The organism is Streptomyces sp. NPDC021212, assembly GCF_044332925.1.
Classification (GTDB): domain Bacteria; phylum Actinomycetota; class Actinomycetes; order Streptomycetales; family Streptomycetaceae; genus Streptomyces.
The window spans coordinates 408,009-430,843 of the sequence record NZ_JBIRPZ010000005.1; the positions used below are offsets into that span (position 1 = coordinate 408,009).

General features: G+C 64.1%; 18 protein-coding genes, 1 tRNA gene and 1 pseudogene. 16 read left to right on the top strand and 4 right to left on the bottom strand.

Annotation, left to right across the window (positions count from 1 at the left end):
- Positions 1-113 precede the first annotated feature (113 nt).
- Positions 114-201, top strand: a tRNA-Pro gene (locus ACH4SI_RS16585).
- Positions 202-858: 657 nt separating this feature from the next.
- Here the strand turns inward: ACH4SI_RS16585 and ACH4SI_RS16590 are convergent.
- Positions 859-1,944 (bottom strand): annotated as a pseudogene (locus ACH4SI_RS16590) (integrase core domain-containing protein).
- A 368-nt stretch (positions 1,945-2,312) separates the two neighbouring features.
- On the opposite strand from ACH4SI_RS16590, the gene ACH4SI_RS16595 reads away from it, so the two are divergent.
- A complete protein-coding gene (locus tag ACH4SI_RS16595) occupies positions 2,313-3,053 on the top strand; it encodes an integrase core domain-containing protein (protein WP_398296426.1) in 741 nt (246 codons plus the stop codon).
- A gap of 381 nt (positions 3,054-3,434) precedes the next feature.
- Here the strand turns inward: ACH4SI_RS16595 and ACH4SI_RS16600 are convergent, their stop codons facing one another.
- Complete coding sequence (locus ACH4SI_RS16600; protein WP_398296427.1) at positions 3,435-4,871, bottom strand: asparagine synthase-related protein; 1,437 nt, start codon at positions 4,869-4,871, stop codon at positions 3,435-3,437.
- A gap of 2 nt (positions 4,872-4,873) precedes the next feature.
- Entirely contained in the window at positions 4,874-5,647 is a 774-nt protein-coding gene (locus tag ACH4SI_RS16605; RefSeq protein ID WP_398296429.1) for an enoyl-CoA hydratase/isomerase family protein, read from the bottom strand.
- Positions 5,648-5,875: 228 nt separating this feature from the next.
- Here ACH4SI_RS16605 and argJ point away from each other — a divergent pair, with 228 nt between their 5' ends.
- The 14 genes from argJ to ACH4SI_RS16675 all read left to right on the top strand — a co-directional run bounded on the left by argJ (position 5,876) and on the right by ACH4SI_RS16675 (position 21,548).
- On the top strand, positions 5,876-7,030 hold the full coding sequence (gene argJ, locus ACH4SI_RS16610; RefSeq protein ID WP_398296430.1) for a bifunctional glutamate N-acetyltransferase/amino-acid acetyltransferase ArgJ: 1,155 nt from the start codon (positions 5,876-5,878) through the stop codon (positions 7,028-7,030).
- Between the two features lie 93 nt (positions 7,031-7,123).
- Positions 7,124-8,773 (top strand): response regulator transcription factor, encoded by a 1,650-nt coding sequence (locus ACH4SI_RS16615; RefSeq protein WP_398296431.1) that lies wholly within the window; start codon positions 7,124-7,126, stop codon positions 8,771-8,773.
- A gap of 555 nt (positions 8,774-9,328) precedes the next feature.
- Positions 9,329-10,054 carry an NRDE family protein gene (locus ACH4SI_RS16620; RefSeq protein WP_398296432.1) on the top strand — a complete coding sequence of 242 codons (726 nt, stop codon included), beginning with the start codon at positions 9,329-9,331 and terminating at the stop codon, positions 10,052-10,054.
- A gap of 99 nt (positions 10,055-10,153) precedes the next feature.
- Positions 10,154-11,524, top strand: coding sequence for an aldehyde dehydrogenase family protein (locus tag ACH4SI_RS16625; RefSeq protein WP_398296433.1), 1,371 nt, complete (start codon positions 10,154-10,156; stop codon positions 11,522-11,524).
- 17 nt (positions 11,525-11,541) lie between these two features.
- Positions 11,542-12,654: an AMP-binding protein gene (locus ACH4SI_RS16630; protein ID WP_398296434.1), complete on the top strand. Its 1,113-nt coding sequence runs from the start codon at positions 11,542-11,544 to the stop codon at positions 12,652-12,654.
- A gap of 78 nt (positions 12,655-12,732) precedes the next feature.
- Positions 12,733-14,109: a B12-binding domain-containing radical SAM protein gene (locus ACH4SI_RS16635; RefSeq protein WP_398296435.1), complete on the top strand. Its 1,377-nt coding sequence runs from the start codon at positions 12,733-12,735 to the stop codon at positions 14,107-14,109.
- A 2-nt stretch (positions 14,110-14,111) separates the two neighbouring features.
- Positions 14,112-15,386 carry an MFS transporter gene (locus ACH4SI_RS16640; protein ID WP_398296568.1) on the top strand — a complete coding sequence of 425 codons (1,275 nt, stop codon included), beginning with the start codon at positions 14,112-14,114 and terminating at the stop codon, positions 15,384-15,386.
- 90 nt (positions 15,387-15,476) lie between these two features.
- The gene (argH, locus tag ACH4SI_RS16645; protein ID WP_398296436.1) at positions 15,477-17,018 is read left to right on the top strand and encodes an argininosuccinate lyase; all 1,542 of its coding nucleotides are present in this window, start codon (positions 15,477-15,479) and stop codon (positions 17,016-17,018) included.
- A gap of 52 nt (positions 17,019-17,070) precedes the next feature.
- A complete protein-coding gene (locus ACH4SI_RS16650) occupies positions 17,071-18,243 on the top strand; it encodes an argininosuccinate synthase (protein ID WP_398296437.1) in 1,173 nt (390 codons plus the stop codon).
- A 17-nt stretch (positions 18,244-18,260) separates the two neighbouring features.
- A complete protein-coding gene (locus ACH4SI_RS16655) occupies positions 18,261-19,211 on the top strand; it encodes a methionyl-tRNA formyltransferase (protein ID WP_398296438.1) in 951 nt (316 codons plus the stop codon).
- Positions 19,212-19,276: 65 nt separating this feature from the next.
- Positions 19,277-20,128, top strand: a complete 852-nt coding sequence (locus ACH4SI_RS16660; protein ID WP_398296439.1) for an EamA family transporter — start codon at positions 19,277-19,279, stop codon at positions 20,126-20,128.
- A gap of 135 nt (positions 20,129-20,263) precedes the next feature.
- Positions 20,264-20,599 (top strand): hypothetical protein, encoded by a 336-nt coding sequence (locus tag ACH4SI_RS16665; RefSeq protein ID WP_398296440.1) that lies wholly within the window; start codon positions 20,264-20,266, stop codon positions 20,597-20,599.
- Positions 20,600-20,821: 222 nt separating this feature from the next.
- A complete protein-coding gene (locus tag ACH4SI_RS16670; RefSeq protein WP_398296441.1) occupies positions 20,822-20,950 on the top strand; it encodes a hypothetical protein in 129 nt (42 codons plus the stop codon).
- A 58-nt stretch (positions 20,951-21,008) separates the two neighbouring features.
- Complete coding sequence (locus tag ACH4SI_RS16675; RefSeq protein ID WP_398296442.1) at positions 21,009-21,548, top strand: hypothetical protein; 540 nt, start codon at positions 21,009-21,011, stop codon at positions 21,546-21,548.
- Here ACH4SI_RS16675 and ACH4SI_RS16680 read toward each other — a convergent pair.
- Complete coding sequence (locus ACH4SI_RS16680) at positions 21,536-22,621, bottom strand: integrase core domain-containing protein (protein WP_398296443.1); 1,086 nt, start codon at positions 22,619-22,621, stop codon at positions 21,536-21,538. The genes ACH4SI_RS16675 and ACH4SI_RS16680 overlap by 13 nt on opposite strands.
- Between the last annotated feature and the right edge of the window lie 214 nt (positions 22,622-22,835).

The following is a 22,835-nucleotide window of genomic DNA, read 5'->3' on the forward strand; positions in this document are numbered from 1 at the left end:
TGGAAGTGGAAGCGAAGCTGGCTTTTGGAGGCACTGTCGTGGGGACCATTTGGGGACCACACGATGTGCGCGACCCCGCACAACTCAGGCGTTACCGCACGTATTTCGCCTGCTGGGTAGCGCCGTAATTCCGGGGAATTCGACGTTCGCACTTGACTGGGGGTCAAGGGGTCGCAGGTTCAAATCCTGTCGTCCCGACCAGCGTTTTCGCAGGTCGGAGGCCGTTTGCGCGGGTAGCGGAGGCGGCCTTTGTCGTGTCTGGGCAGGGAGCGATGGGGAGCCCTCTGGGAGCCCTCGTGCTCCCAACTCGCGGACGTGTCAACGGTGTCCGATTCGTCCGTCACCCGATCCGGTAGACCTGCGGTGCCGTACCGAGCCCCTGTGCGCCATCGTCAACCGTAGGCCCCTGAGATCACCCCATTGATCCGGATGCCCTCTGCATCGAGAGGCATAAGAACCCCTTGTCGGCTCCCGACCCTCTTTCGGGGTGGGAGCACGGCACCGTGCTCCCCATGCGACAGGGGTGGGGTGGACTACGAGTGATCTCTCCGGGCCGGTTTCCGCAGGCAGCTCTCGCGCGGGTGTCCTGGCCGTCGTGGAGTGTCTGCGTCAAGGCGCGGCAAAGCCCCTTGGTGTCTGCCGGCAGATAGGGCACTCCCAGGGCGTGAGCGCTGTATCCGGCTCTGGGGCGCCGTAGGGAGACTGTTCGTGGAGGCCTGGCAGGAAGAAAAAGTGTGCCAAGCGAGCGAGAATGATGTCCCCGCTGTGTGTGCGCTTGGCGTGGTGGTCGGGCGAGCACTGCTTGCCTGTGTGTCGCTCGAGTGCGGTTGTAGGTGCCAAGAACTTCGTCCGTGCTGGTCACGCGGCATGTCGGTACTCGTGCAGGAGGCCGCCGAGGCGATCGCGTCGATGGATGTGGAGATGGGTGAGTTGGTCGGGGACGGTGATCGGTTCGGGTAGGGGGTGGAGTGGCGCGGCGCCTGCGAGAGTGCGGTGAGGTCTGTGCTCGTTGTAGAACGCCTCGTACTCGCGCAGTGCGTGGAGGAGATGGCTCTGGTTCCAGATGAGGGTGCGGTCGAGGAGTTCGGTTCGGCATGACCGCACCCAACGCTCCATGATCGCGTTCATGCGCGGCATCCGGACGCCGGTCTGGACGACCTCGATACCCTCGGCTTGTAGGACAGTGTCGAAGGATGCCGGGTAGCGAACGTCCCGGTCCCGGATCAAGAACTTCACTTTGGTGCCTGCGTCGTGGAGGTCCATAGCCATGTTCCGGGCGAGCTGAGTGATCCAGGCGGCGGTGGGATGTGCCGTCGCGCCAAGGATCCGCACGCGGCGGGTGGCGTGCTCGATCACCGCGAGGACGTACAGCGTCGCTCCGTTGAGAGTCTTGGTCTCGAAGAAGTCGGTGGCGAGGATGGCCTGGGCCTGGGAGCGCAGGAAGGTCGCCCAGGCGGTGTGGTGGCGTTCGGGTGCTGGGTCTATGCCGTGCTCCTTGAGGATGTTCCACACGGTGCCGGCGGCGAGCTTGATGCCGAGGGAGGCGAGTTCGCCGTGGATGCGTCGGTAGCCCCAGCTGGAATTTCTCGTGCCAGCCGTAGCACCAGGGCGCGGATGGATCGTACGGTGCGGGGTCGTCCCGGCTGTTTGGGGCGGGAAGCCTTGGCGTGGCGGCGGCGCAGCAGTTCACGGTGCCAGTGCAGCACCGTGTCAGGTGAGACGGTCAGATGTAGTTGGCGAAGACGTACACGGGGGAGGGAATGCAGGAGGGCAGCCAGTAGTGCGCGGTCTGGCCAGGTGAGCTTCGGTTTGTCGGTCTGTCGCTGCAGCACGGTGAGTTGGTGGCGCCAGGATCTCGGCGTCTTTGTCGTGGTCACCCCTCGGTAGGAGCCGTATCAGGGTGAACATGCTCGTCAAGGTCAGGTAGAGCAGTCGCAGCAGCACTCCACCATGCTGGTGGGGGAGAGGCTGGGTCGGCAACGAGGCCGGCGGGCCCACAGCAGCGCTCGCCCATCATGACCAGCACGGATGGGGTTTCTGGCACCTACACGGCTGAGCTTCTCGTCCTCCGGCACGAAAACGCTGTGCTACGACGCCAGATGCAGGGGCGGGTACGGTACGAGCCGGCGGACCGTCTCTGGTTCGCCTCCCTGTCCTCGCCGATCCCTCGCCGCCGCTGGGCCAAGGTCTTCCCGATCACACCGAGCACGCTGCTTGCCTGGCACCGCAGGCTCGTCGCCCGCCGATGGGACTACTCCCGACGATGCCGAGGTCCCGGACGGCCGCCCACGCAGGCCACCGTCAAGAACCTCGTGCTGCGCCTCGCCCGCGAGAACAGCCGATGGGGCCATCGCCGGATCCAGGGTGAACTGGCCCAGCTCGGACACCCGATCGCCGCCTCGACCGTCTGGCAGATCCTCCACACCGCAGGAATCGATCCTGCACCCCGCCGCACTGGCCCAACCTGGCGCGAGTTCCTCTCTACGCAGGCCACCGTCCTCATCGCCTGCGACTTCCTCCACATCGACACCATCAGCCTGCAACGTCTCTACGCTCTGATCTTTCTCGAGCACCGCACCCGGCGCCTGCACGTCGCCGGCGTCACCGCACACCCGACCGCGGCCTGGGCCACCCAGCAAGCCCGCAACCTCGCCACCGACCTGGGCATACGCATGGACTCGCTGCGCTTCCTCATCCGAGACCGCGACAGCAAGTACACCGACGCCTTTGACGCCGTGTTCCAGGCCGAGGACATCGAGATCATCAAGACGCCGATCCGGGCACCAAAGGCCAACGCCTACTGCGAACGCGTGGTCGGCACCCTCCGCCGAGAAGTCCTGGACCACATACTCATCCTCGGCGAAGCCCACGCACGTCAGGTCCTGGCCACGTATCAGAGGCACTACAACGCGCACCGCCCCCACCGCGCCCGATGCCAACTACCTCCCCAAGCTCACGGACACCCACCTCCGGTCCTGGAGCCGACCAGCCGCAAAGTCCTGCGCACCCGTATCCTCGGCGGCGTGATCAACGAGTACAGATATGCCGCTTGACCAGGAGCGATAATTATTCGAGCCTCACACGCGTCGCCCGTCACCAACGCGCCGGGACAGCACAGCTAGGCCTCCGCCCAGGGCGGATGACATTCTCGGCAAGCGCAGCTGTCGCGAGGGTCTCGAGGTTTGTCGTCACAAACGAACCAACGAGACCCTCGCTTCATACGACGGAGGCTTCGGACTTGCTCGTCCAGTCCCTGGCTCTTCAGGTATTCCACCGTGTATTCGAGCAGTCCGGAGCGGGCACCTTCTTCGACGTACCCGCGTGGCTGTCGTTCCACCAGCACATGGTCGATCCGGCGCCGGCCAGGGCCACGGCCGTCACCAGGCCCGCAGGGCCGACTTTATTGCCGACCTTGTTTTTATACGTGCCGGTGGTCAAGGGGTACGGAGGCGTCGCAGGGCGCCTTCGAGGAGGTGCCAGGGGTCGTTGGGCTCCCACTCGCCCTCGGCGACCCGGTCGAACAGCTCGGCGAAGCAGGCCAGGTAAACGCGTTTCCGCTCTGCTGAACCAGTCTCCTGCTCGAGGCGGCGCATCACACCCTCTTGCAACCCGCCGCCGTGGTGGACGGCGATTTTCTTACGCCATGCGATCGACTGCGGAACTCGCGTGCCCATTGCAGTGCGTAGATGGAACTTCTCCCTGCCTTCACGGACCTTGCACTCGGGGGCCGTCTCCAATGCGACGCGCATGACCGGCCAGGACCAGAAGGGGTGGTGGGTAGTAGTGTCGTAGGCCAATGGCATTCGGTTGGCGAGTTCGTTACTGCGTCGGGTGCGGTCGACGGCTCCGATGACTTGATCGATCAACTCGTCGCGGTGGTCGAAGGGCCGATACAGACCTGCGTTGATGAGGTCACTGCCGTAGCCGGTGAGCAGCACTCGATCCTTCGGGATGGATTCGAGACGCTGCACCGACGTGGCGGTCAGAGCGACCTCGATGACCTCTGGGTCAGCCACCCCGAGCCACCGCACGGCATCCGGGATAGACGCGATGATGTCGTCCTCGCTCAGCTGGATCGGAGCTAGGTCGAGGCCTAGCTCGGCGCAGAGCTCGCCAGCGTCGGTGAGCTCGTCGCCCCACGGAGTGGCGACGCTGTACGGGGTGATGTCAAGGTCGGACGTCGCCGCCAGATAGGTAACCGTGCCGGAGTCGATTCCGCCGGACAGAAGCGTGGCGTACGACTTCGTGCGTGGGGTTGTGGCATCGATGCGCGCTATCTCCCCGGCCAGCGCCTCCAGTTGAGCCTCTCCCGCGGCCAGTGGGTCTTCTCGATGGGGGGAGCGGAACGAGCCGAGCGTGTCGTACTCGTCCCGTGTGTCCATCAACCAATGGCCTCCGCTGCGCCGGGTGCAGGCGACGATCCCGTGGCGCAGTCGGTTGACGCCGTGTACGAGCGTGCCCCGTTCATGGGCGGGGCCCCCGTTGATCAATTCGGCCGGTATGCCGAGCGCCGGCAGAACGACTGGTGCGAGGAAGAGGTCGGTGAAGTACGCAAAGGTGCCGCGCATACGGTTTGCAGCGTAGTAGACCGGGTCCTCATTGAGGGCGGAGATCCGGACGGTGACGAGGTCGGGAGCTATCTGCAGGACGGAGCGACCTATTGGACCCGGTGCTGTGCCGCCCGACGCGGCGTCAGTGAGAATCGACAGGGTGCGTACGTCGATGGTGAAGGGTGGCTCCGCCGCGAGCTGTATTTCCTGGGGTCCCCGGTAGTACACCTGCAGTTCGCCGAGGTCTGCGTACTGTGACGGTGATGAGAGGGCGGGAACGGAGACGTTGGCGACCACGCACCACTTGCTGGTCGGCGTCATGGTCAGGCCTTTCCAATGATGCGGCGCATGCGCTGCTGTGCCTCACCGGCCGAGAATGCGGTTCGGTGCGAGCGCTTGCCCTCCTCCTGTACCCGTCGCAGCCCGGCTACGTACGGGCCGTTGACCCGGGCACGGGTCGACTGGACGGCCGCGCTCGTGTAGGACGCGATACGCCGAGCGTGCTTGACCGCGGCGTCCAACAGCGCTGCGGGAGCCGCTACTTCGTGCAACAACCCGTCCCGCAGCGCTCGGTCGGCTTGCCACTCGTCACAGGTGTAAAGCATCTCCTGCATGACGCTGCGCCCCACCACCGTCTCCAGCATGTAGCCGCCGAAGTTGCAGGCGATTCCGACCTGGAATTCGGGCATGACGAGCCGTGCCGCCGTGCTGCCAATGCGGAGGTCGCAGCAGAGGGCTATCTGCAGGCCGACGCCTATCGCGTGCCCGTCAATGGCACCCACCACGGGCTTGGTGATGCCAGCGATGGTGCTGTAAAGGTCCGTGATGTCGTCGACCCAAGCGTCGACCTCGTCGCCCCCGGAGAACTCCGAAACCTCGTTGAAGTCTCCCCCCGCGCCGAAGGAGCGTCCCGCCCCGCCGTAGAGAACGACGGCGCCTACCTCGGGGTTCTGATCCAGGTCGGTCAGCAGGCGGGTCAGCTCCCGCATGCGGGCTCGACTGAACGGGTTCTGGTCGTGGGCATTGGTGAACTCCACAAGGGCGACCGCCTCTTGCAGGACCTCGCACCTCATGCTCGTTGTCGTCGTGCCACTCATCGAAACTCTCCTTTCGCGATCACGGGTGTATGCATATGTATGCATTCCGGAGTCGGTAGGTTGATTCCGTGCCGCAGGTGCATATCGGACATACTTGGGCATTAGTCGAGCTTGAGGGCTCGCGATCACGCCCGGTGTAGTTTGCATGTACGGTGGGTTGCAACTTCATCCATCTGCTGGGGGGCTGCTGTGAGGTGGACCTCCATGCCGTTCACGGAGGCGTGAGCCATGCAGCAAATGACCCCCCGAGGGTTTCGCGGCACGACGATGAACATGGGCCTCAAGGACGCGGAGGACGACTTCGCGGTCGTCGTCTCTGAGGTCCCCGCCCGCTCGGCGGCTGTCTTCACGCGGTCGCGGTTCGCAGGTCCGAGCGTGACACTCAGCCGGGACGCCGCGGCGGCTCAGCGCAACCGCGGCATGGTTGTGCTCTCGCGTAACGCCAACGTAGCGACCGGCAGGGTCGGCGCGGAGAACGCGGCGGAAGTGCGGCGCAGGGTGGCTGAGATTGTGGGCATCGCCCCCGACGAACTGGTCATCGGCTCCACGGGAGTGATCGGCCGCCCGTACCCGATGGACAGCATCAGGGAAGGCATTGGCACGCTGGCCTGGCCGTTCCCAGAGGCGGACTATGCCGCTGCATCGAGCGCGATGATGACGACCGACACCCGGCCCAAGCACGTCAGTGTGCCCATGGGTGATGCTGTCCTGACAGGGATTGCCAAGGGCGTCGGCATGATCGAGCCGAACATGGCCACTCTGCTGACATTCTTCTTCACCGACGCCGATGTCACTGCCCAGGACCTGGACGAAATCTTCCGGCGCGTGATGGATAAGACATTCAACGCGCTGAGTATCGACACGGATACGTCGACAAGTGACACGGCCGCGATCTTCTCCAACGGGCTCGCAGGACCAGTGGACCTCGATGAGTTCGAGCAGGCCTTGCACACATGCGCGCTCCGCCTCGTACGGGATATCGCCTCCGATGGCGAGGGCGCGACGAAGCTGATCGAGGTCCGCGTTCGGGGGGCCCGCGACCATGCGCAGGCCAAGCGGGTCGGCAAGAGCATCATCAACTCGCCTTTGGTGAAAACGGCGATGCATGGGGCTGACCCCAACTGGGGCCGGGTCGCGATGGCCATCGGCAAACTCGAGGACGAAGTTGACATCAAGCCGGCGGGCGTGAACATCGCGTTCGGTGATCTGCCCATGTATCCCGAGGAGCCGAGCGACGAACTTCTGGAGAAGGCGGCACGGTACCTGAGGGGCGACGAGGTGGTCATCGACGTAGGGCTCGGCATCGGGGACGGGGAGTTCACGGTCTACGGCTGCGACCTGACCGAGGGGTACGTCAAGGTCAACGCCGACTACACGACCTGATCGGCCGCGGGCGGGAAGAGGCACGGAGAACTTCCCGCCCGCCAGGCCTGGCACCGCCCAGAACTGCCGTGGTGGACGATACGAGGGGGAAGTATGACGAGCGCCGAATGCGTTTGCGGCGATGTGGAGTGTACGGCGGAGGAGCTGCGTAAACAGGCCGAGGAGCTTTTTCTGAGCGGCCACGCGGACGACGCCCTTGCGATGCTGTATAAGGCAGCCTCCCCGCAGGAGGGTGCAAGGAGGAGTTCCCGAGCACTGCTCCTCGAAAGGTTGGGGCGTTATCTGAACGCGGCCAGCTCCAGTTGGCACCACGACTACTTCGAGCGGTCGTTGGTCGAGCTGGATCAGGACGAGTCTTACGACACCAGGGTCCAGGTCCTGTGCTCCGTCGGTGTCGCGTTCGTGTGCCAGGGACGGGCAGGGGAAGGCATGGCACTCCTCGACGAGGCGCTGGGCCTGGTGCAAGACTCCGGCGACACCGTGTGGGACGCGACGGTCGGTACGGCCATGACCGAAGCGTTGCTCGTGTTGGGCAGGCTGGATGACTGCCTCATCCATCTCCGTCGTGCACGGTATCTCGCTATCGAATCGACACGTCACCAGCTGGTGATCCGCTCCTACGTCAACGAGGCACGGGTCACTTACCTGCAGACTGGCAACGTGTGCGATGCCATGCGCATCCGAAAGGTGGGACTGCGCTACGCCACCGACGTTGGAGAACTCGCAACGGAGGAGGGCAACACGGTTCGGCTCGGTCTGATCAAGGACTTGATCGAGATGGGGCAGTGGCCAGAAGCACTGCAACTCTTTGAGCCGGACGAAGGCTTGGAACCCTCCTCGCGCAACGACGTTGAGGAGCAACTGGTGCGATGCTGGCTGCATTCCTGTCGTGGTCAGCCGGCCGAGATGATGTCGCGTTTCGGAGAGATCATTACGTCCAGCAGTCCTTTCTATCAGGCCTATTTTCTGAGCCTGGGGCTCGCGACAGCCTGCCGGCTCAAGGACTACGCCACGGTGGAGGAGCTGACCGGGCGAGCGCTGCGTCTGGCCCAGGGACCTGTAGCCCCGCCCATCAGCCGCCTTTACATCATCGATGCGCTTGCTTCGGTAATCGAGGCGCAGAGCAATCTGGACCACGCCTTGCTGCACTCCGACACGGCCCCTCAGCAACTGCTCAGCATTATGGAACGTATCCACCTCGAGGAGCGCCACCGCGTGCCCGCCGAACTGGAGCTCACTGACGGCGTAGTAGCCGAGGCCCGGGCGCACTGTGCAGAGCCACAGGACGCGGCCGTTCACTGGGATCGAGCCATCGTGGTCTTTCGCCGCACACACGCACGCGCCCGCCTCGTCACGGCTCTGCTCGGCCGCGCCGCCCACCGTGCCCCGGGGGACACCGATACTCGCCGGGCCCTGTTGCTCGACGAGGCGGAGCGCATCGCACGGCAGATGTGTGCGACGCCGCACCTGGAGCGAATAACCCAACTGCGCAGCAGGGAAGCCGAGCCTGCGTCTGCTCCCGCACCGGTGACGCTGACCGCGCGGCAGCTTGAGGTCGTGGCACTGCTCGCCGAGGGGCGCACCGATCGCGAGATCGCTGGATCTCTCCGGATTAGTGTGCGCACGGTGAACGCGCATGTTGTGCAAATCCTTACTCGTCTGGATGTACGCAACCGAGCTGAGGCGGCCGCGTGGTTCATTCACGCAGGCCCCTTACGAGACGGCCCGATGGCCGGCAACTAAGTCATCGGGTTGAGCCTCTTCTGCCCTTCTGCGCCCGACGAGCGTCATCGGTCTGGCCTGCACGTGGCGGCAGGCCCCTGCGTACACCAGCAGACCTCCCCCAGTAGCCGAGGGTCCGGTATCGGCTGGCAGTTGGCACCGCATCGACGTGGTGCCAACTGCCAGCCCAGGTCTGCGCCGCCGCAAGCCGAACGCCGCGACGTGGAATGGACGGGGTTCCGTATGCGCTCTACTCATGCGGAATCTTCAAACAGCTTCGGTGAAGTTGTAGCAGCTGATTCCAAAGCGGTGCATCGGTAATATTACCTAGGTGATGTAAGTAGGTAATTCTCCTTACCCGAACTGGCGTCTCGAAATATGGAAGGATCTTGTGTTGAGTTGAAGGTTGTGATTGCGTCACCCCGTCCGCCAAGGTCTAAGCAGAGGCAAGGCTGCATTGGGTGGGGCCAGTCGTCGACCTCTGGGTAGTCAGCCGTGTAAAGAAGTTCGCGAGCACCAACGGCCCCCCGTACAGGCGCAAAGGGCATGACGAGGGACTGAGAGATCGTGTGTACTGTGTTTTTCCGGACGCGCCCTGGTTGGCCGAGCGCGCTACTTCTCGGTGCTGTACGTGATGAGTTCCTGGATCGGCAGTGGAAGCCGCCCGCATGCCACTGGGGCGAGCCCCACAAGAATTTCGAGGGAGGCCTTGACCTTTCAGCCGGGGGAACCTGGTTAGCCCTTGACCGGTCTCAACCCGCCGTAGCCGTCCTGGTCAACGGAGTGGAGTCCACTCCCCAGTCACCTTCCGGCCAACGCAGCCGAGGCGAATGTCCACTGAGGGCCCTGGCCGGCGGATTTCCTTTGAGTCGGGCAGAAATGCTTGGCATGGGTGGCTTCCACCTTCTTCTCGGACGCCTCAGCGGCGCCGAGCTGTGGAGTTGGGACGGGCAGGAGCTGCGCCATCAGATGGTGTTACCCGGAGATCACGTACTCACCTTTTATGGTCTCGATGACAGGAACCATCGGCGTGCCGCAGGTGTCTTGCAGGGCCTGAAGGCCACTGCAGACGCGAGCCCACGGCCTGGTGAGCGTACGGATGAGGCATGGGGAGACTGGCTGGATCTGTTCGGGGATGGAGAGCCCGCAGACTGCAACCCGCAAAGCCCTCTGGTCAGCCGGATACTCGATGGCCGTACCTACGGCTCCACGTCCGCATCCCTGATCGCACTCACCTCAGAACACAGTCGTTTCGACTTCACTGGCGATCCCTGGCAACGGACGTACTGGTACGAGATCTGATGCCCGCCGTCATCGCAAACTGCGGCAACTCGTCCGCTCCCCCTGAAACCTCTACACCGAAGGTGCCCCATGCTCACAGAACCTTCTGAACCTCAGACTGTGGCCAAGGTTCCGGCGTGGATCGGTCGCCACGAGTACACCAGTTCTCAACACAAGTCACTGACTGGCTTCGATGGGCGACCCCTGGCGCAGATTGCCCAGCCCAACAAGTTGGTTCAGCACAAAGCCGTTCAACTTGCCCGCAGGGTCGCTGGTGACATTCGAGAGATCGACGACGCCACCTGGTTCGGCTACTTTCACCGTGCTGCGGACGTGGTGGAACGAGAGCAGTCCGCAGGCAATCTGATACCGATCGCTCGTGCGATATCGGAGACCACCGGGTTGCCGCTGTCCAGGGTGGAGCGCGGTATCACAGCGGTAGCCGCCCACATGCGCCGTATCGAGGACATAATGGAGGTCCAAGCGCCGCACAGTGACATAGCTGCCTATCGCACGGGCAGGGTGAATGCGGCATGGGCGTGGCTTCCCGCGGGGCGTACCTGCATGGTGCGGGTACCAGGGAACTTCCCGACCATTCAGATTGAGTGGCTTCAGACGCTCGCTGCCCGGCGACCCACGTTGATCAATACCTCTGAGCGCGACCCGTTCACCGCAGGCATCTTCGTCTCCGCTCTTTACGAAGCGGGGCTACCTGACGGAGCCATCTCGATGTGCCACGGGGACGTCAGTACGTGGGTTCGTCTCGCGGACCAGGTCGTATGGCCTGGTGAGCACGCGCCGAGGCTGGAACCGTCGCGATTGAAGACCTACCACTTCGGGAGAAGTAAAGCCGTACTGCTCGACGACCACCCCGACCCGCAGACTTGGGATCGTTTGGCTCGACTTGCGTTCCAGGGCTCCGGCAGGCTGTGTACCAACGTAAGTGCACTTGCAGTGACTGGAGATGCTGAGTCCGCGGCTGAGCAGTTGGCCAAGGCGTTCAATGCTTATCCTGTCCTGCCGCTCACCGAGCAGGGGGCACGAGTTCCCGCGTTCCCCGACAGAAACCTTCTGTACGCGCTGGTGCGCCAGATCGAGCGCGAAGTGGCGGGCGGAGCCGTTGACATGACTGGCCGTGGCTCTGACGTGCCGTTCGTTGTCGAGATTGATGGGAGCGCCTTCTTGCGTCCCACTGTGCTGCTGACGAGTGCTGATTCTCCGTTGTTCCGGACCGAATTGCCCTTTCCCTTCACGGCTGTGGCGCAAGTTGATCGCCGCATCCTGGACAAGGCATGCGCAAATTCGCTGATTGTGTCGGTCATCGGCGATCACCCAGAGGTGGCGGGAATCCTCGGCCAGGAGCCCACCATCACCAAGGTCTTCGCCGGTGACCTGTTCGACCGGGGCTATGACCCGGTCGACCCCCAAGAGGGATACCTTGCCGATTTTCTGTTTCAGAAGAAGGCGATCCTTCCGCAGGCCGCCACGTGACACCCAAGGATGCGCTCATGCCGTTCCGAGAATTGCCCTCACCTCTCCGCGCCGTCAGTGATGACCAGGTTCGGCGCGTTGTACGCCGGCATCTGCACCCGGAAAATGGTTCGCCGTTCTGGCTGGAGCGTGACCGCGAGCTGAAGGCGAACGCCTATGAGAAGGTTACTGGCGTCGCCGAAGCGGTGCGACTGGTTGGGCTGCAGGACGCCGCCGACCAGCAGCACTATGAAGAGGCAGTCCGCCGCCGGCCTGTGGAGGACTTCATTCCTCGCGATGTCCTGGCCAAGGAGAAGTTCCTGTGGGCAGCGCAGACCGGCGGTACCACGGGTCCGCCCAAGCACGGTACCTGGGGATCCTCTTATTGGCGGGATGTCCTCGAATGGTCCGACTACTTTCTTGACCTTCATGGCGTGCCGCGCGACCAGAACTGGCTCTTCCTAGGGCCCATGGGGCCGCACACGACAGGTCGCCTCGTGGTCTCGTACGCAGAGCGCCGAGGTGGCCGGTGCTTCTCGATCGATCTTGATCCGCGGATTGTCAAGGTCTTCGGCGAAGAAGGAATGAGCGCAGCCGCTGATCGATATGTTCGGCACATCTGGGACCAGACTGAGGCAATTATCCGCTCGCAGGACATCGGTGTAATGTTCTGCACTTCCCGCCTGTTGGAGATGCTGCCCGAACACTTGGACCCGTCACTCTTCGCTGGTGTCAAGGCGATCGTCCATGCGGGCACCACGCTGGAGCCGGAAACTCATCGCATTCTACGAGAGGACCTGTTTCCTGGAGTTCCTGTAGTTGGACTGTATGGCAGCTCTACCACGAGCGTCAGCTGGCAGAAGCCGTTTGAACCCGAGGACGACTACCGCGTTATCTATGTCCCCAGTTCGCCGCATGTCCTCTTGGAGGTCGTGGACGAACAGGGTGTAGAGGTCGACTTCGGGCAAGAAGGCTGGGTGCGGGTGTGGCGGTTCACGGAGGACCAGCTGATTCCAGGCTTCCGCGAGCGTGACCGGGCCCGCCGCGTTCGCCCGTACGGTTCAGCGGCTGAAGCGCATCCGTGGGCTTGGGTCGGCGACCCGTACAGCCCTGAGTTCACCGAGCTGGGCAGGACTGAAGGCGTGTACTGAGCAGCCTCATTGAGTGTCGACAGCCCCATGACGTCGGGTCCGCAGTAATGGACTCGTTCCCCAAGAGGAGGAGTAGCCGTGCGAATATTGCTTGTGTGGCCACGCAACGAGCGGGCCGTTCTCAGTGACGAGCTCAGCTGTTGTGAGCCGCTGCCCTTGGAGTACTTGGCGGGCGCGCTGCGTGGCCACCATGACGTCACCATTCACGATCTGCGCCTTGACCCTCCGCTGGCAGAGTACGCCGTGACCAACGAGCCACCGGATCTCGTCGGAATTGCTGTCCCGTACACCACCAACGTGCCGGTCAGCCGTCAGGTGAGCCATGAGGTGAAGCGGCTGTGGCCTCACGTGCCCGTCGTGCTTGGCGGTCACCACGTGACTGTGTCCAGTGAGTGGATGGATGGGTTCGCCGCGGACTACGTCGTGGCCGGCGAAGGTGCCGACCCCCTGGTCACGCTGATCGGCCACCTGGAGCGTGGAAGTCGGGTCGAGCCAGTGACTGGCCTCATGCCCTACGAGGCCAGGGCAGCGCTGCGCCGGACCGTCAAACCGGAACCAGCCACGTTGAACGCCCTGCCACGCCCTGACCGGTCTCTGTTGGCCCGGCACCGCAACTCCTACTTTCACTCCGTCTACAATCCGGTCGCCTTGGTGCGCTTCAGCGCTGGCTGCCCTTTCCAATGCCACTTCTGTTCACTGTGGCGGATCACCGACCGGCGCTACTTGGTGAAGGAAGCCGAGCGCGTGGTCAGTGAGATCGAGGAGATAGAGCAGCGGAATCTCTATGTCGTTGACGACGAAGCATTCATCCAGCCTGCTCGGATGTTCGAGCTGGCAGATGCCATTGATCAAGCGAAACTGGATCGTCGATACCACATGTATGTGCGTACTGACACCGCGCTCCGGCGGCCAGATGTGATCACACGCTGGGCCGAAATCGGATTGGATTCTGTTCTCGTGGGAGCGGAGTCCATGACGGACGACGAGTTGACGGGATACCAGAAGGGAACCAGTTCTCAACAGACCCGAGAAGCTCTCGCTCTTTTCCGAGAGTTGGGAGTCAAGGTGCGTGCCAACTTTATCGTGCATCCTTCCTGGGGTGAGGCTGACTTCGACCAGTTGAGTCGCACAGTTGAGGAACTTGGGGTGGATATGCCGAGTTTCTCGGTCCTGACTCCTCTGCCAGGTACCGATCTGCACGACGAGGTGCGGGATCAGCTGATCGATGACGACCCCGAGCTGTTCGACTGCTATCACACGCTCTTCCCCACGCGGCTCGCTCCGGAACGCTTCTACGATCGTCTTTCTCGACTGCTGGTCGATGCGGGCTCGCGCGGAGGCGAGGGGAGCGACGATCAGTCGGTCTTCTACTACTCGACCAATGACGCATTCGGCCGCATGGTTCGGGCCGTCCGCAGTGGCGGGTTCGGCGATCGCGTAGCAGCAAGTCAGTGAACATGCCCACCGGAGCCAGCGCAGTCCTGTGTCGGATCCAAATGGGAAGTGCGTTAGGCGCGTTCGGCAACGGGTTGACTGTTCCGTTTCTGTTCGTGTATGTAGCGCAGGTCAAAGGGCTCGGTGCAGGAACAGCAGGGGTTGTTGTTGCGTCCTTGGCTATTGCTGCGCTGTTGGTACTGCCCTTCGCCGGTCGTGTCATTGACCATCGAGGACCGCGTACGGTAATCATTGTCGGCGTGCTCGCCGCCGCTCTCGGCTCATGGGGAGTGGCGCTGACGAGTAGTCGATGGCCTGTCATCGTCATGAGCGGGCTTCTCGGCGCGGGCATGGCAGTGGTCCAGCCGGCGCTGGCCACCATGCTCGTTCGATACACGCATGCGACACAGCGGTCGACAGCCTTCACGGTGCAGTTCTTCGTCCACAATCTCGGGCTCGGGGCAGGCGGCTTGGTCAGTGGTCTGGTCGTGGACACCAGCCGGCCCTCGAGCTTTCTGACGCTCATGGCAGTTCAAGGGATTATGTTCCTCTTGCTCGGAGCCGTGGTCGCCGCAGGGCGGGTTCCTCGGGCCGAGGAAACTGCCCCACTTGGCGACAGCATGGATCGTGGGTGGGGAGAGGTCTGCCGTGACAACTCGATGGTGCTGATGTGTCTGCTAGGTTTCGCCCTGTTCTTCGCCTGCTATGGACAATTCGTATCCGGCCTATCGGCCTACGCGCTTGAGGTGACCCGGGTTTCGCCAGCGATGCTCGGTGCCGCGCTCGCCGCTAACACGGCGGTGATCATGCTGTTGCAGTTCTTCGTGCTCCGGCTCGTCAAGCTGCGGCGACGTAGTCGAGTTATCGCTTGGACTGGCATTGTCTGGGGGCTGGCGTGGGCCATGGCTGGGGCTTCTGGCTTGGTGCAGGGCGACAGCCAGTTCCTGGCGACCACGCTCTTGATGTCGACTTACCTGCTCTTCGGAGTGGGCGAGTCGATGTTGGCTCCGACGGTTGGACCGCTGGTTTCGGACTTGGCGCCGACTCGACTGGTCGGTCGCTACAACTCAGCTTTCGCCCTCGTCAAACAGCTGGCCTTGGCCATTGGGCCGGCGGTGAGCGGTCTGATGGTCGCGGCACAGGCATACGCCGCGTACATCCTGATGCTCGTCGCGTGCTCCGCAGTGAGCACCCTCCTCGCCTGGCAGCTCGGTCGAAGGCTCACCGTTGAACAAGAGGGCACGCAAGAGATGCTGGCGGAATCATTGCCCGAGTCCGTTGCACGCCAGAAAACGTGAAGGGGCGGCAAACGAGATCCACCAATTGAACTCGCGCTCCTATTTGTTCTGATCGCTTCTACATACCGACCGAGGGAAGGAAATACCGCTATGACCGAGAAGCTGTGGGGTGGCCGCTTCGACGAGGACATCACCTCCGATGTGCTCGACTACACCCTCACCACGGACGTAGACGTTCGCCTGGTCTTCGCCGACCTCTGGCAGGACATCGCGCACGTACTGATGCTCGGGAGGCAGAGCATCATCCCAGTCGACACTGCGCGGGCGATCCTCGGCTCGCTGCTGAAGCTGTGGGAGCGCCACGAGCGCGGCGAGCTGAAGCTGCGCCCCGAACTCGAGGACGTCCACTTCAACATCGAGCAGATGGTCATCGAGGACCTCGGCCGCGAGGTCGGCGGACATATGCACACCGCCCGGTCACGCAACGACCAGGTCTCCACCGACGCCCGGATGTATATGCGCCGCGTCCAGCTTGAGGCCGTGGCCGCGAACCTCGCGCTGGTCAAGGAGTTGCTCTCCTTCCCGGACGAGCAGCTGCTCGCGATCCTGCCCGGCTACACGCACAGTCAGGCTGCCCAGCCGGTCTCCGTGGGGTTCTGGAAGACCGCGCACGCGAGCATGCTGCTGCGGGACGTCCGCCGGCTGCGGGGCGCCTTCGACCGCACGGACGAGTCGGCGCTCGGTGCCTGCGCGCTGGCGGGAACCTCCTTCCCGCTGGACCGCGAACTCACCGCCCGGCTCCTCGGCTTCAACGGCGTGCTGAGCCACGCCCTCGATGCCACCAGCGCCCGTGACTACCTCGTCGAGAGCGCCTCGGCCTTCGCCATCGGCGGCAACAACCTGTCCCGCATGGCCGAGGAGATCGTGCTCTGGAGCGGCCACGAGTACAGCCTCGTCGAGGTCTCCGACGCCTATGCCACCGGCAGTTCGATCATGCCGCAGAAGAAGAACCCGGTGGTCGCCGAGCTCACCCGGGGCCGTTCCGGCCGCACCGCGGGCACCCTCGTCCAGCTGCTCACCATGGCTAAGGGAGTCACTCTCGGCTACAGCTGTGACCTGCAGGACGACAAGCCGTACCTGTGGGACGCCATCGACACCTACCTGTCGACGCTGCGCATCGTGGCGGGTCAGACGCTGGGGCTGCGCTTCAACAGCAAGCGCGGTGAGGACCTTTGCTGGGACAACTTCTCCACCGCCACCGAACTGGCCAACTACCTGGTCTCCGACCACGGCGTCGCCTTCCGTGAGGCCCACCACGTCACCGGCACGCTCGTCTCCGCCCTGATCAAGCGTGACGCGACCCTGCGCGACACGGCCGCCGGCGCCGAGATCCTGGCCGAACTCGGCTACCCGATCGAAGAGTCCGTACTCGCGCGGATCTTCGCTCCCCGTACCGCGGTGACCAGCTACACCAGCCCGGGTGGCACCTCCCCGCAGAGCGTCGAGACGGTACGCGCCGAGCTGCGCGACGCCGTGGCGGCACATACCGAGTGGCTCACCACGGTGCGGCAGCAGCTCGATACAGCGCACAGCGCCACCTTGCGGGCCGCCCGCGAGATCGCCGACGGGGCGGATCTCGCCAAGGCCCTGGAGACCGTCACCGCCGAGCTGCCTGCCTTGAACCAGCGCTGACGGCGATGACATCACTCATGATCCGTCGGCCTCGGCTCACCCTGGAGAACTCATGAAGATCGTGCTCGCCTACTCCGGCGGCCTCGACACCTCCGTGGCCCTGCACTGGCTCAAGGAGCGCTACGACGCCGAGATCATCGCCTTCTGCGCGGACATCGGCCAGCTGGAGTCCCTGGAAGCCGTCAAGGAACGGGCGCTGCGCACCGGCGCCTCGAAGGTCTACATGGAGCCGCTGTCCGACCGGTTCCTGAAGGACTTCGCGCTGCCCGCCCTGCAGGCGCACGCCCGCTACGAGAATAAGTACCTGGTGGCCGCACCACTGTCCCGGCCGCTGATCGCCCAGCGGATGGTCGAGATCGCTCACGCCGAGGGCGCGGATGCCGTGGCCCACGGTGCCACCGGCAAGGGCAACGACCAGGTGCGCTTCTACACCAGCGTCACCGCCCTCGACCCGAAGCTGAAGGTGCTCGCCCCCGTCATCGACTGGGAGCTGACCACCCGGGAGTCCGAGATCGCGTACGCCCGTGAGCACGGCATCGAGGTGTCGGTCACGAAGGAGAACCCGTACAGCATCGACACCAACATCTGGGGCACCAGCATCGAGTGCGGTGAGCTGGACGACATCAGCCGGCCCCCGCCGGCGCGCGCCTGGCAGCTCACTGCCGACCCCAAGGCGGCCCCGGAACAGGGCGAACAGATCACCATCGGCTTCGAGGGGGGCGTACCCGTCACGCTCGACGGTGAGAAGCTCGGCCTGACCGAGCTGGTGAGTCGGCTGACCACCGTCGCCGCCCTGCACGGCGTGGGGCGCACCGACATCGTCGAGAGCCGCATCGTCGGCTTCAAAACGCGCGGCATTTACGAGGCGCCCGCCGCGACCGTACTCATGGCCGCCCACGAGGAGCTGGAAGCGATCGTTCTGGATCGCGAGACGCTGCACCACAAGCAGTCCCTCGGCCTGCGCTACGCCGAACTCGCCTACTACGGCTACTGGTTCTCGGACCTGCGCCGCGGTCTCGACGGCTTTGTCTCCAGCCTGCAGCCGCAGGTCACCGGCGAGATCACGATGGAATTCCACAAGGGCTCCTGCACGGTCGTCTCCCGTACGTCACCGAACTCCCGCTATAGCGGCGCACTGGCCACCTACGAGGCGGGCGACAGCTTCGACCACAACGCGGGAGCGGGCTTTGCCTACGTGTGGTCCCTGCCGCTCACCCGACCGTAACCAGAAAGGCAGCACATATGCGCGTCGTCTACATGGGCTATCAAACGTGGGGCCACCGGGTCCTCGAAGCCCTTCTGGATTCCGAGCACGAAATTCCGCTCGTCATCACCCACCCCTCGAGCAACCACGCCTACGAGACGATCTGGAACGACTCTGTCGCCCACTTGGCGGAGCAGCACGAGATACCTGTCCTGGAGCGCAAGTACGCCAATGACGACGAGGTGGCCGAGCTGCTACGCGAGCTCAAGCCGGACCTCCTGGTCTCTTCGGACTGGCGCAGTTGGGTTGCTCCCCACATCTACGCCCTGGCCACCTATGGCGCCATCAACATCCACGATGCGCTGCTTCCCCGCTACGGCGGCTTCGCTCCGCTCAACTGGGCGCTGATCAACGGTGAGCCTGAGGTCGGCGTCACCGTGCACTTCATGAACGAGGACTTCGACCTCGGAGACATTGTGGTGCAAAAGCGCGTCGCGGTGGAGGACAAGGACACCGTCACCGATCTCTTCCATAAGACGGTCGACCTGTTCGCCCCGGCGATTTTGGAGTCCCTGGAGCTCATCGGCTCCGGCCGCACCGACTGGATCAAGCAGGATCCGTCCCAGGCAACCTTTTTCCATAAACGGTCGTTGGAAGACAGTCGAATCGACTGGAACTGGTCTGCCAAGGACATTTCCAATTTGGTCCGGGCCCAGGTTGACCCGTACCCGAACGCGTTCGCGTACTACAAGGGTCAACGGATCCGCATCGTGGCCGCCTCGGTGTCGAGCATGCGGCTGGGGGGCAGGGTGGGCCGAGTATTCCGTCCCGAGGGCGAGGGTGTCGCCATAGTGTGCGGTCCTGACGCGCGCAGTGGCGCGGAGTACGGGCTCGTTGTGGAGCGAGTACGTACCGAAGACGGCACCCAGTACAACGGCGTCGACTTCTTCAGGACCATGGGCGGTTATGTGACGAGCCGTCCACAGTAGTCCAGTCGCACCGTGGGGCGGCCCACGCGTGGGCCGCCCCAGCTCTCGCCAACAAGGAGTCTTTGGTGAACCTCTTCCTGGCACTCGCCTCGGCAATGGTGCTCGGGTCCGCTGACTTCGTGGGTGGTCTCGCTACTAAAACTGCCCGCGCCGTCGTCGTGGTTGTATGGTCCAACGCTGCGGGCCTCGCCACCGCTCTCATACTCGTCGGGTTGCTCTCCAGTTCTGGAACTGGCTGGAACGAGGCCTTGTGGGGCGGCCTCGCCGGTCTGTGCGGGAGCGCCGGCGCCGTTCTGCTCTACCACGCGTTGGCCAACGGAGTGATGAGCCTGGTCGCCCCGACCACGGCAGCTGCTGCGGCCGCCCTGCCAGTTATGGCGGGTGTGCTCACGGGCGACCGGCTCTCCGCGCTGGCTGTCCTCGGCGTGGTGTGCGCGCTGGCTGCCGTCCTGCTTGTCTCGCTGACCGGTGGGTCGGATCAAGAGTCGGATGGCAGGCGGAAGATGCTGCAGAGTGTGGGCCTGGCTCTGCTCGCTGGCGCCGGGTTTGGTGCCTTCTTCGTCTTCCTCGCTCACACGCCAAAGGACGCGAGCCTGTGGCCGCTTGTATGGGCCCGCTGCGCCTCGCTGAGCCTGCTTCTGGTTATTGGATTCGCCCGGCGTACCTCGCTCCGCCTGCCCGCTCCGCCCGCCAAGCTCGCTCTGCTGTCCGGAGTGCTCGACATGGGCTCGAGCGCACTCTTTCTGATCGCCGTCAAGAGCGGTGGAAGCCTGGCCATCATGGGGCTGTTGGCGTCGCTCTACCCGATCAGCACCGTTCTCCTCGCGCGGATGGTCCTCAAAGAACGCATCCGACCGGTTCAGCAGCTCGGTGTGGCACTGGCCGTGGGAAGCGTCGTCCTCCTTGCCTGGAACTGACTTCCATCACGTACCCCTTCCCCGTAATCGGAGATCGCCGTGCCTGCCACCGACCCCATCTTGCCACGGTCGACCGGAGCAGCCGGAGGGCATCAAGCCGCTGCAACTGACCGGTCGAACACCTCCCTTCGGACGGTGTCTCTCGACGCAGTCGCTGCCCGGAGGGCACGCGATCTGCCGCCCGCCGTCCGCTACGAACTCAAAGGCTTCTTCTTCACCTTGCCCCCTTTGAAGTCACTCCCTATCGACCTACGTGAGCGGATCGACGGCGACCTCCTCGGCATTTTGCAGGTCGCGCTGGGCGAGAACCAGATCCAGGAAATGGTGACGGCGGGCTTCACACTCAGCGACCTCGAGGTGATTTGTGAGGACTGGTGTCGTCGCAATGGCACGAAGCCGGAGTTCGGCTCGATCTTCCATGCGGCGTCGGCCCACACAGACTCTTACCTGGGGCACTGCGGGTGCCGATAATCATCCGCGCAGCTCAGGCGGCGTGCTGGTCCTGGTGGAGGGTTCCGCCGAGTCGGTCTCGTCGGCGGACTTCCAGGTGGGGGAGCTGGGCTTGTTGGGTGATGGGTGTGGGTAGCGGGCGGCAGGGGGCGGCTTGTTCCAAGGCCCTGTGCGGGCGGTGCAAGGATTCGTACTCGCGCAGTGCGTGGAGGAGGGGTGCAGCAGGTCGGTATCCAGCCCTCTGTGAGCGAGTTCATCCGCGGTATCCGAATGCCGGTGGTGACGGCCTTCATGCCGGCATCGGACATCACGGCCGCTTTCGATACCAGCAGCACGACAGATCATGATGCCGCCCCGGCCCTTTGCGGGTGAAGGCACTTGGGCGAATGTCGAGTAGAACCGAAGATCCGTGATCAGGCTCCCGACCTGCGTGGATGATGTATCGGCACCCGCAGAGCTGCGCCCGCTCGGTCATCGGGTTGCCGCCGCTACGGTTCGGCGCGTCCTGCGCCGTTCTGGTCTACCGCCCGCACCGCAGCGAGCCGCCCAGCAGACCTGGCGCTCCTTGCTTCGCTCCCAGGCCCACACGCTGCTGGCCTGCGACTTCATGCACGTGGAGACGGTCTTCCTAAAGCGTCTCCACGTGTTCTTCGTCATGGAGATTGTCACCCGGCGCGGCCATGTCCTGGGCGTCACCGCCCACCCGACCGGTGCATGGGTCACGCAACTCGCCCGCAACCTGCTCATGGACCTCGGCGACAGGGCTGGGTGCTTCCGGTTCCTCATACGGGACCGGGACAGCAAGTTCACCGCCGCATTCAACGCCGTCTTCGCCGACAACGGCACAGCCGTCATCCCAACACCGCCTCAGAGCCCACGGTCCAACGCGTTCGCCGAACGTTGGATACGCACAGTCCGCGCCGAATGCTGTCGGGCTCGAAAAGTCATCGCTACTGGTCAAGCGGCGTAGTGGTACTCGTTGATGAGGCCGCCGAGGACGCGTGTGCGCAGGAGTCTGCGTGCGTTGAGGTTGTGCACGGTGATGGGCTGCTGCCCGGCGTCAGGAGGTAGCTGGTCTCGGCTTCGATGAGGGCGATGTGTGTTGTAGTGCCGCTGGTAGGCGGCCAGGACCTGTCGGGCGTGTGCCTCGTTCGTGATCAGGATGTGATCGAGAGCCTCGCGCCGGATGCTGCCGATCACCCGTTCACAGTGGGCGTTCATCCGCGGCGTTCGTGGCGCGCTCTTGATCACCTCCATGCCATCGGCTTCGAAGACGGCGTCGAAGGACTGTCCGTACTTGCCATCGCGGTCACGGAGCAGGAATCGCAGGGACTCCATACGCGTGTTCAGGTCGGCGGCTACGTTCCGGGCCTGCTGCACGGCCCATTCCCGGGAGGGATGTGCCGTGACGTTGGAGATATGGAGGCGCCGGGTGCCGTGTTCGAGGAAGGCGAGCGCGTACAGTCTGCGTCCGAACACGGTGTCGAGATGGAAGAAGTCTGCCGCGATGATGCCCTCGGCCTGGTTCGTGAGGAACTCGCGCCAGGTTGGGCCGGTACGGCGTGGGGCTGGATCGATGCCCGCGGCTGTCAGGATGTTCCATACGGTGGATGCGGCGATCGGGTGCCCCAGGCGAGCCAGCTCGCCCTGGATCCGCCTGTGGCCCCACCTCGTATTTTCCCGGGCCAGTCGCAGTATGAGCTTCCTGAGCGCCGCCCTGGTCGGTGGTCTCCCGGCCGGGGCGCGTCGCGCGCTGTAGTCCCATTTCGCCGCGATGAACCTGCGATGCCACGCCAGCAGGGTGCCGGGCGTGATCGGGAAGACCCCACGCCACCGGCAGCGGGGTATCAGCCCGGACAGCGCAGCCAACCAGAATCGATCAAAGGGCTCATACCGGACTCGGCCGTGGATCTGACGCCTCAACACCGCGTTCTCGTGCCGCAACACGAGCAACTCCGCGTCCTTCGTGGCCTGGCTGCGCAGCAGTATCCGGGGGATGGACAGTAGCTTGCGCACGACCTTGTACACCAGTGAGACGGTCACGCGGACATGCTCTCAGCCGAGGCCGAATACCTGACGTCACCTGCAGCGACGACTTTTCGAGCCCCACAGGGACGTGAGCGAGTTTGTCGCGCAGTGCGATGGGACCGCTGTATGCCTGTGTCACAGTGCCGTGAGATGCCTGTTTGAGCATTTCGCCGAAGGTGAGCATGCAGTAGGCCAGGGCGAGGAGGCGCTCATTCCCTGGCTTGGGTGT

Coding starts and splice junctions, on each gene's coding strand:
- ACH4SI_RS16600 (WP_398296427.1), bottom strand. CDS start 4,871: ATGACGCCGACCAGCAAGTGGTGCGTGGTCGCCAACGTCTCCGTTCCC.
- ACH4SI_RS16605 (WP_398296429.1), bottom strand. CDS start 5,647: ATGAGTGGCACGACGACAACGAGCATGAGGTGCGAGGTCCTGCAAGAG.
- argJ (WP_398296430.1), top strand. CDS start 5,876: ATGCAGCAAATGACCCCCCGAGGGTTTCGCGGCACGACGATGAACATG.
- ACH4SI_RS16615 (WP_398296431.1), top strand. CDS start 7,124: ATGACGAGCGCCGAATGCGTTTGCGGCGATGTGGAGTGTACGGCGGAG.
- ACH4SI_RS16630 (WP_398296434.1), top strand. CDS start 11,542: ATGCCGTTCCGAGAATTGCCCTCACCTCTCCGCGCCGTCAGTGATGAC.
- ACH4SI_RS16640 (WP_398296568.1), top strand. CDS start 14,112: ATGCCCACCGGAGCCAGCGCAGTCCTGTGTCGGATCCAAATGGGAAGT.
- argH (WP_398296436.1), top strand. CDS start 15,477: ATGACCGAGAAGCTGTGGGGTGGCCGCTTCGACGAGGACATCACCTCC.
- ACH4SI_RS16650 (WP_398296437.1), top strand. CDS start 17,071: ATGAAGATCGTGCTCGCCTACTCCGGCGGCCTCGACACCTCCGTGGCC.
- ACH4SI_RS16655 (WP_398296438.1), top strand. CDS start 18,261: ATGCGCGTCGTCTACATGGGCTATCAAACGTGGGGCCACCGGGTCCTC.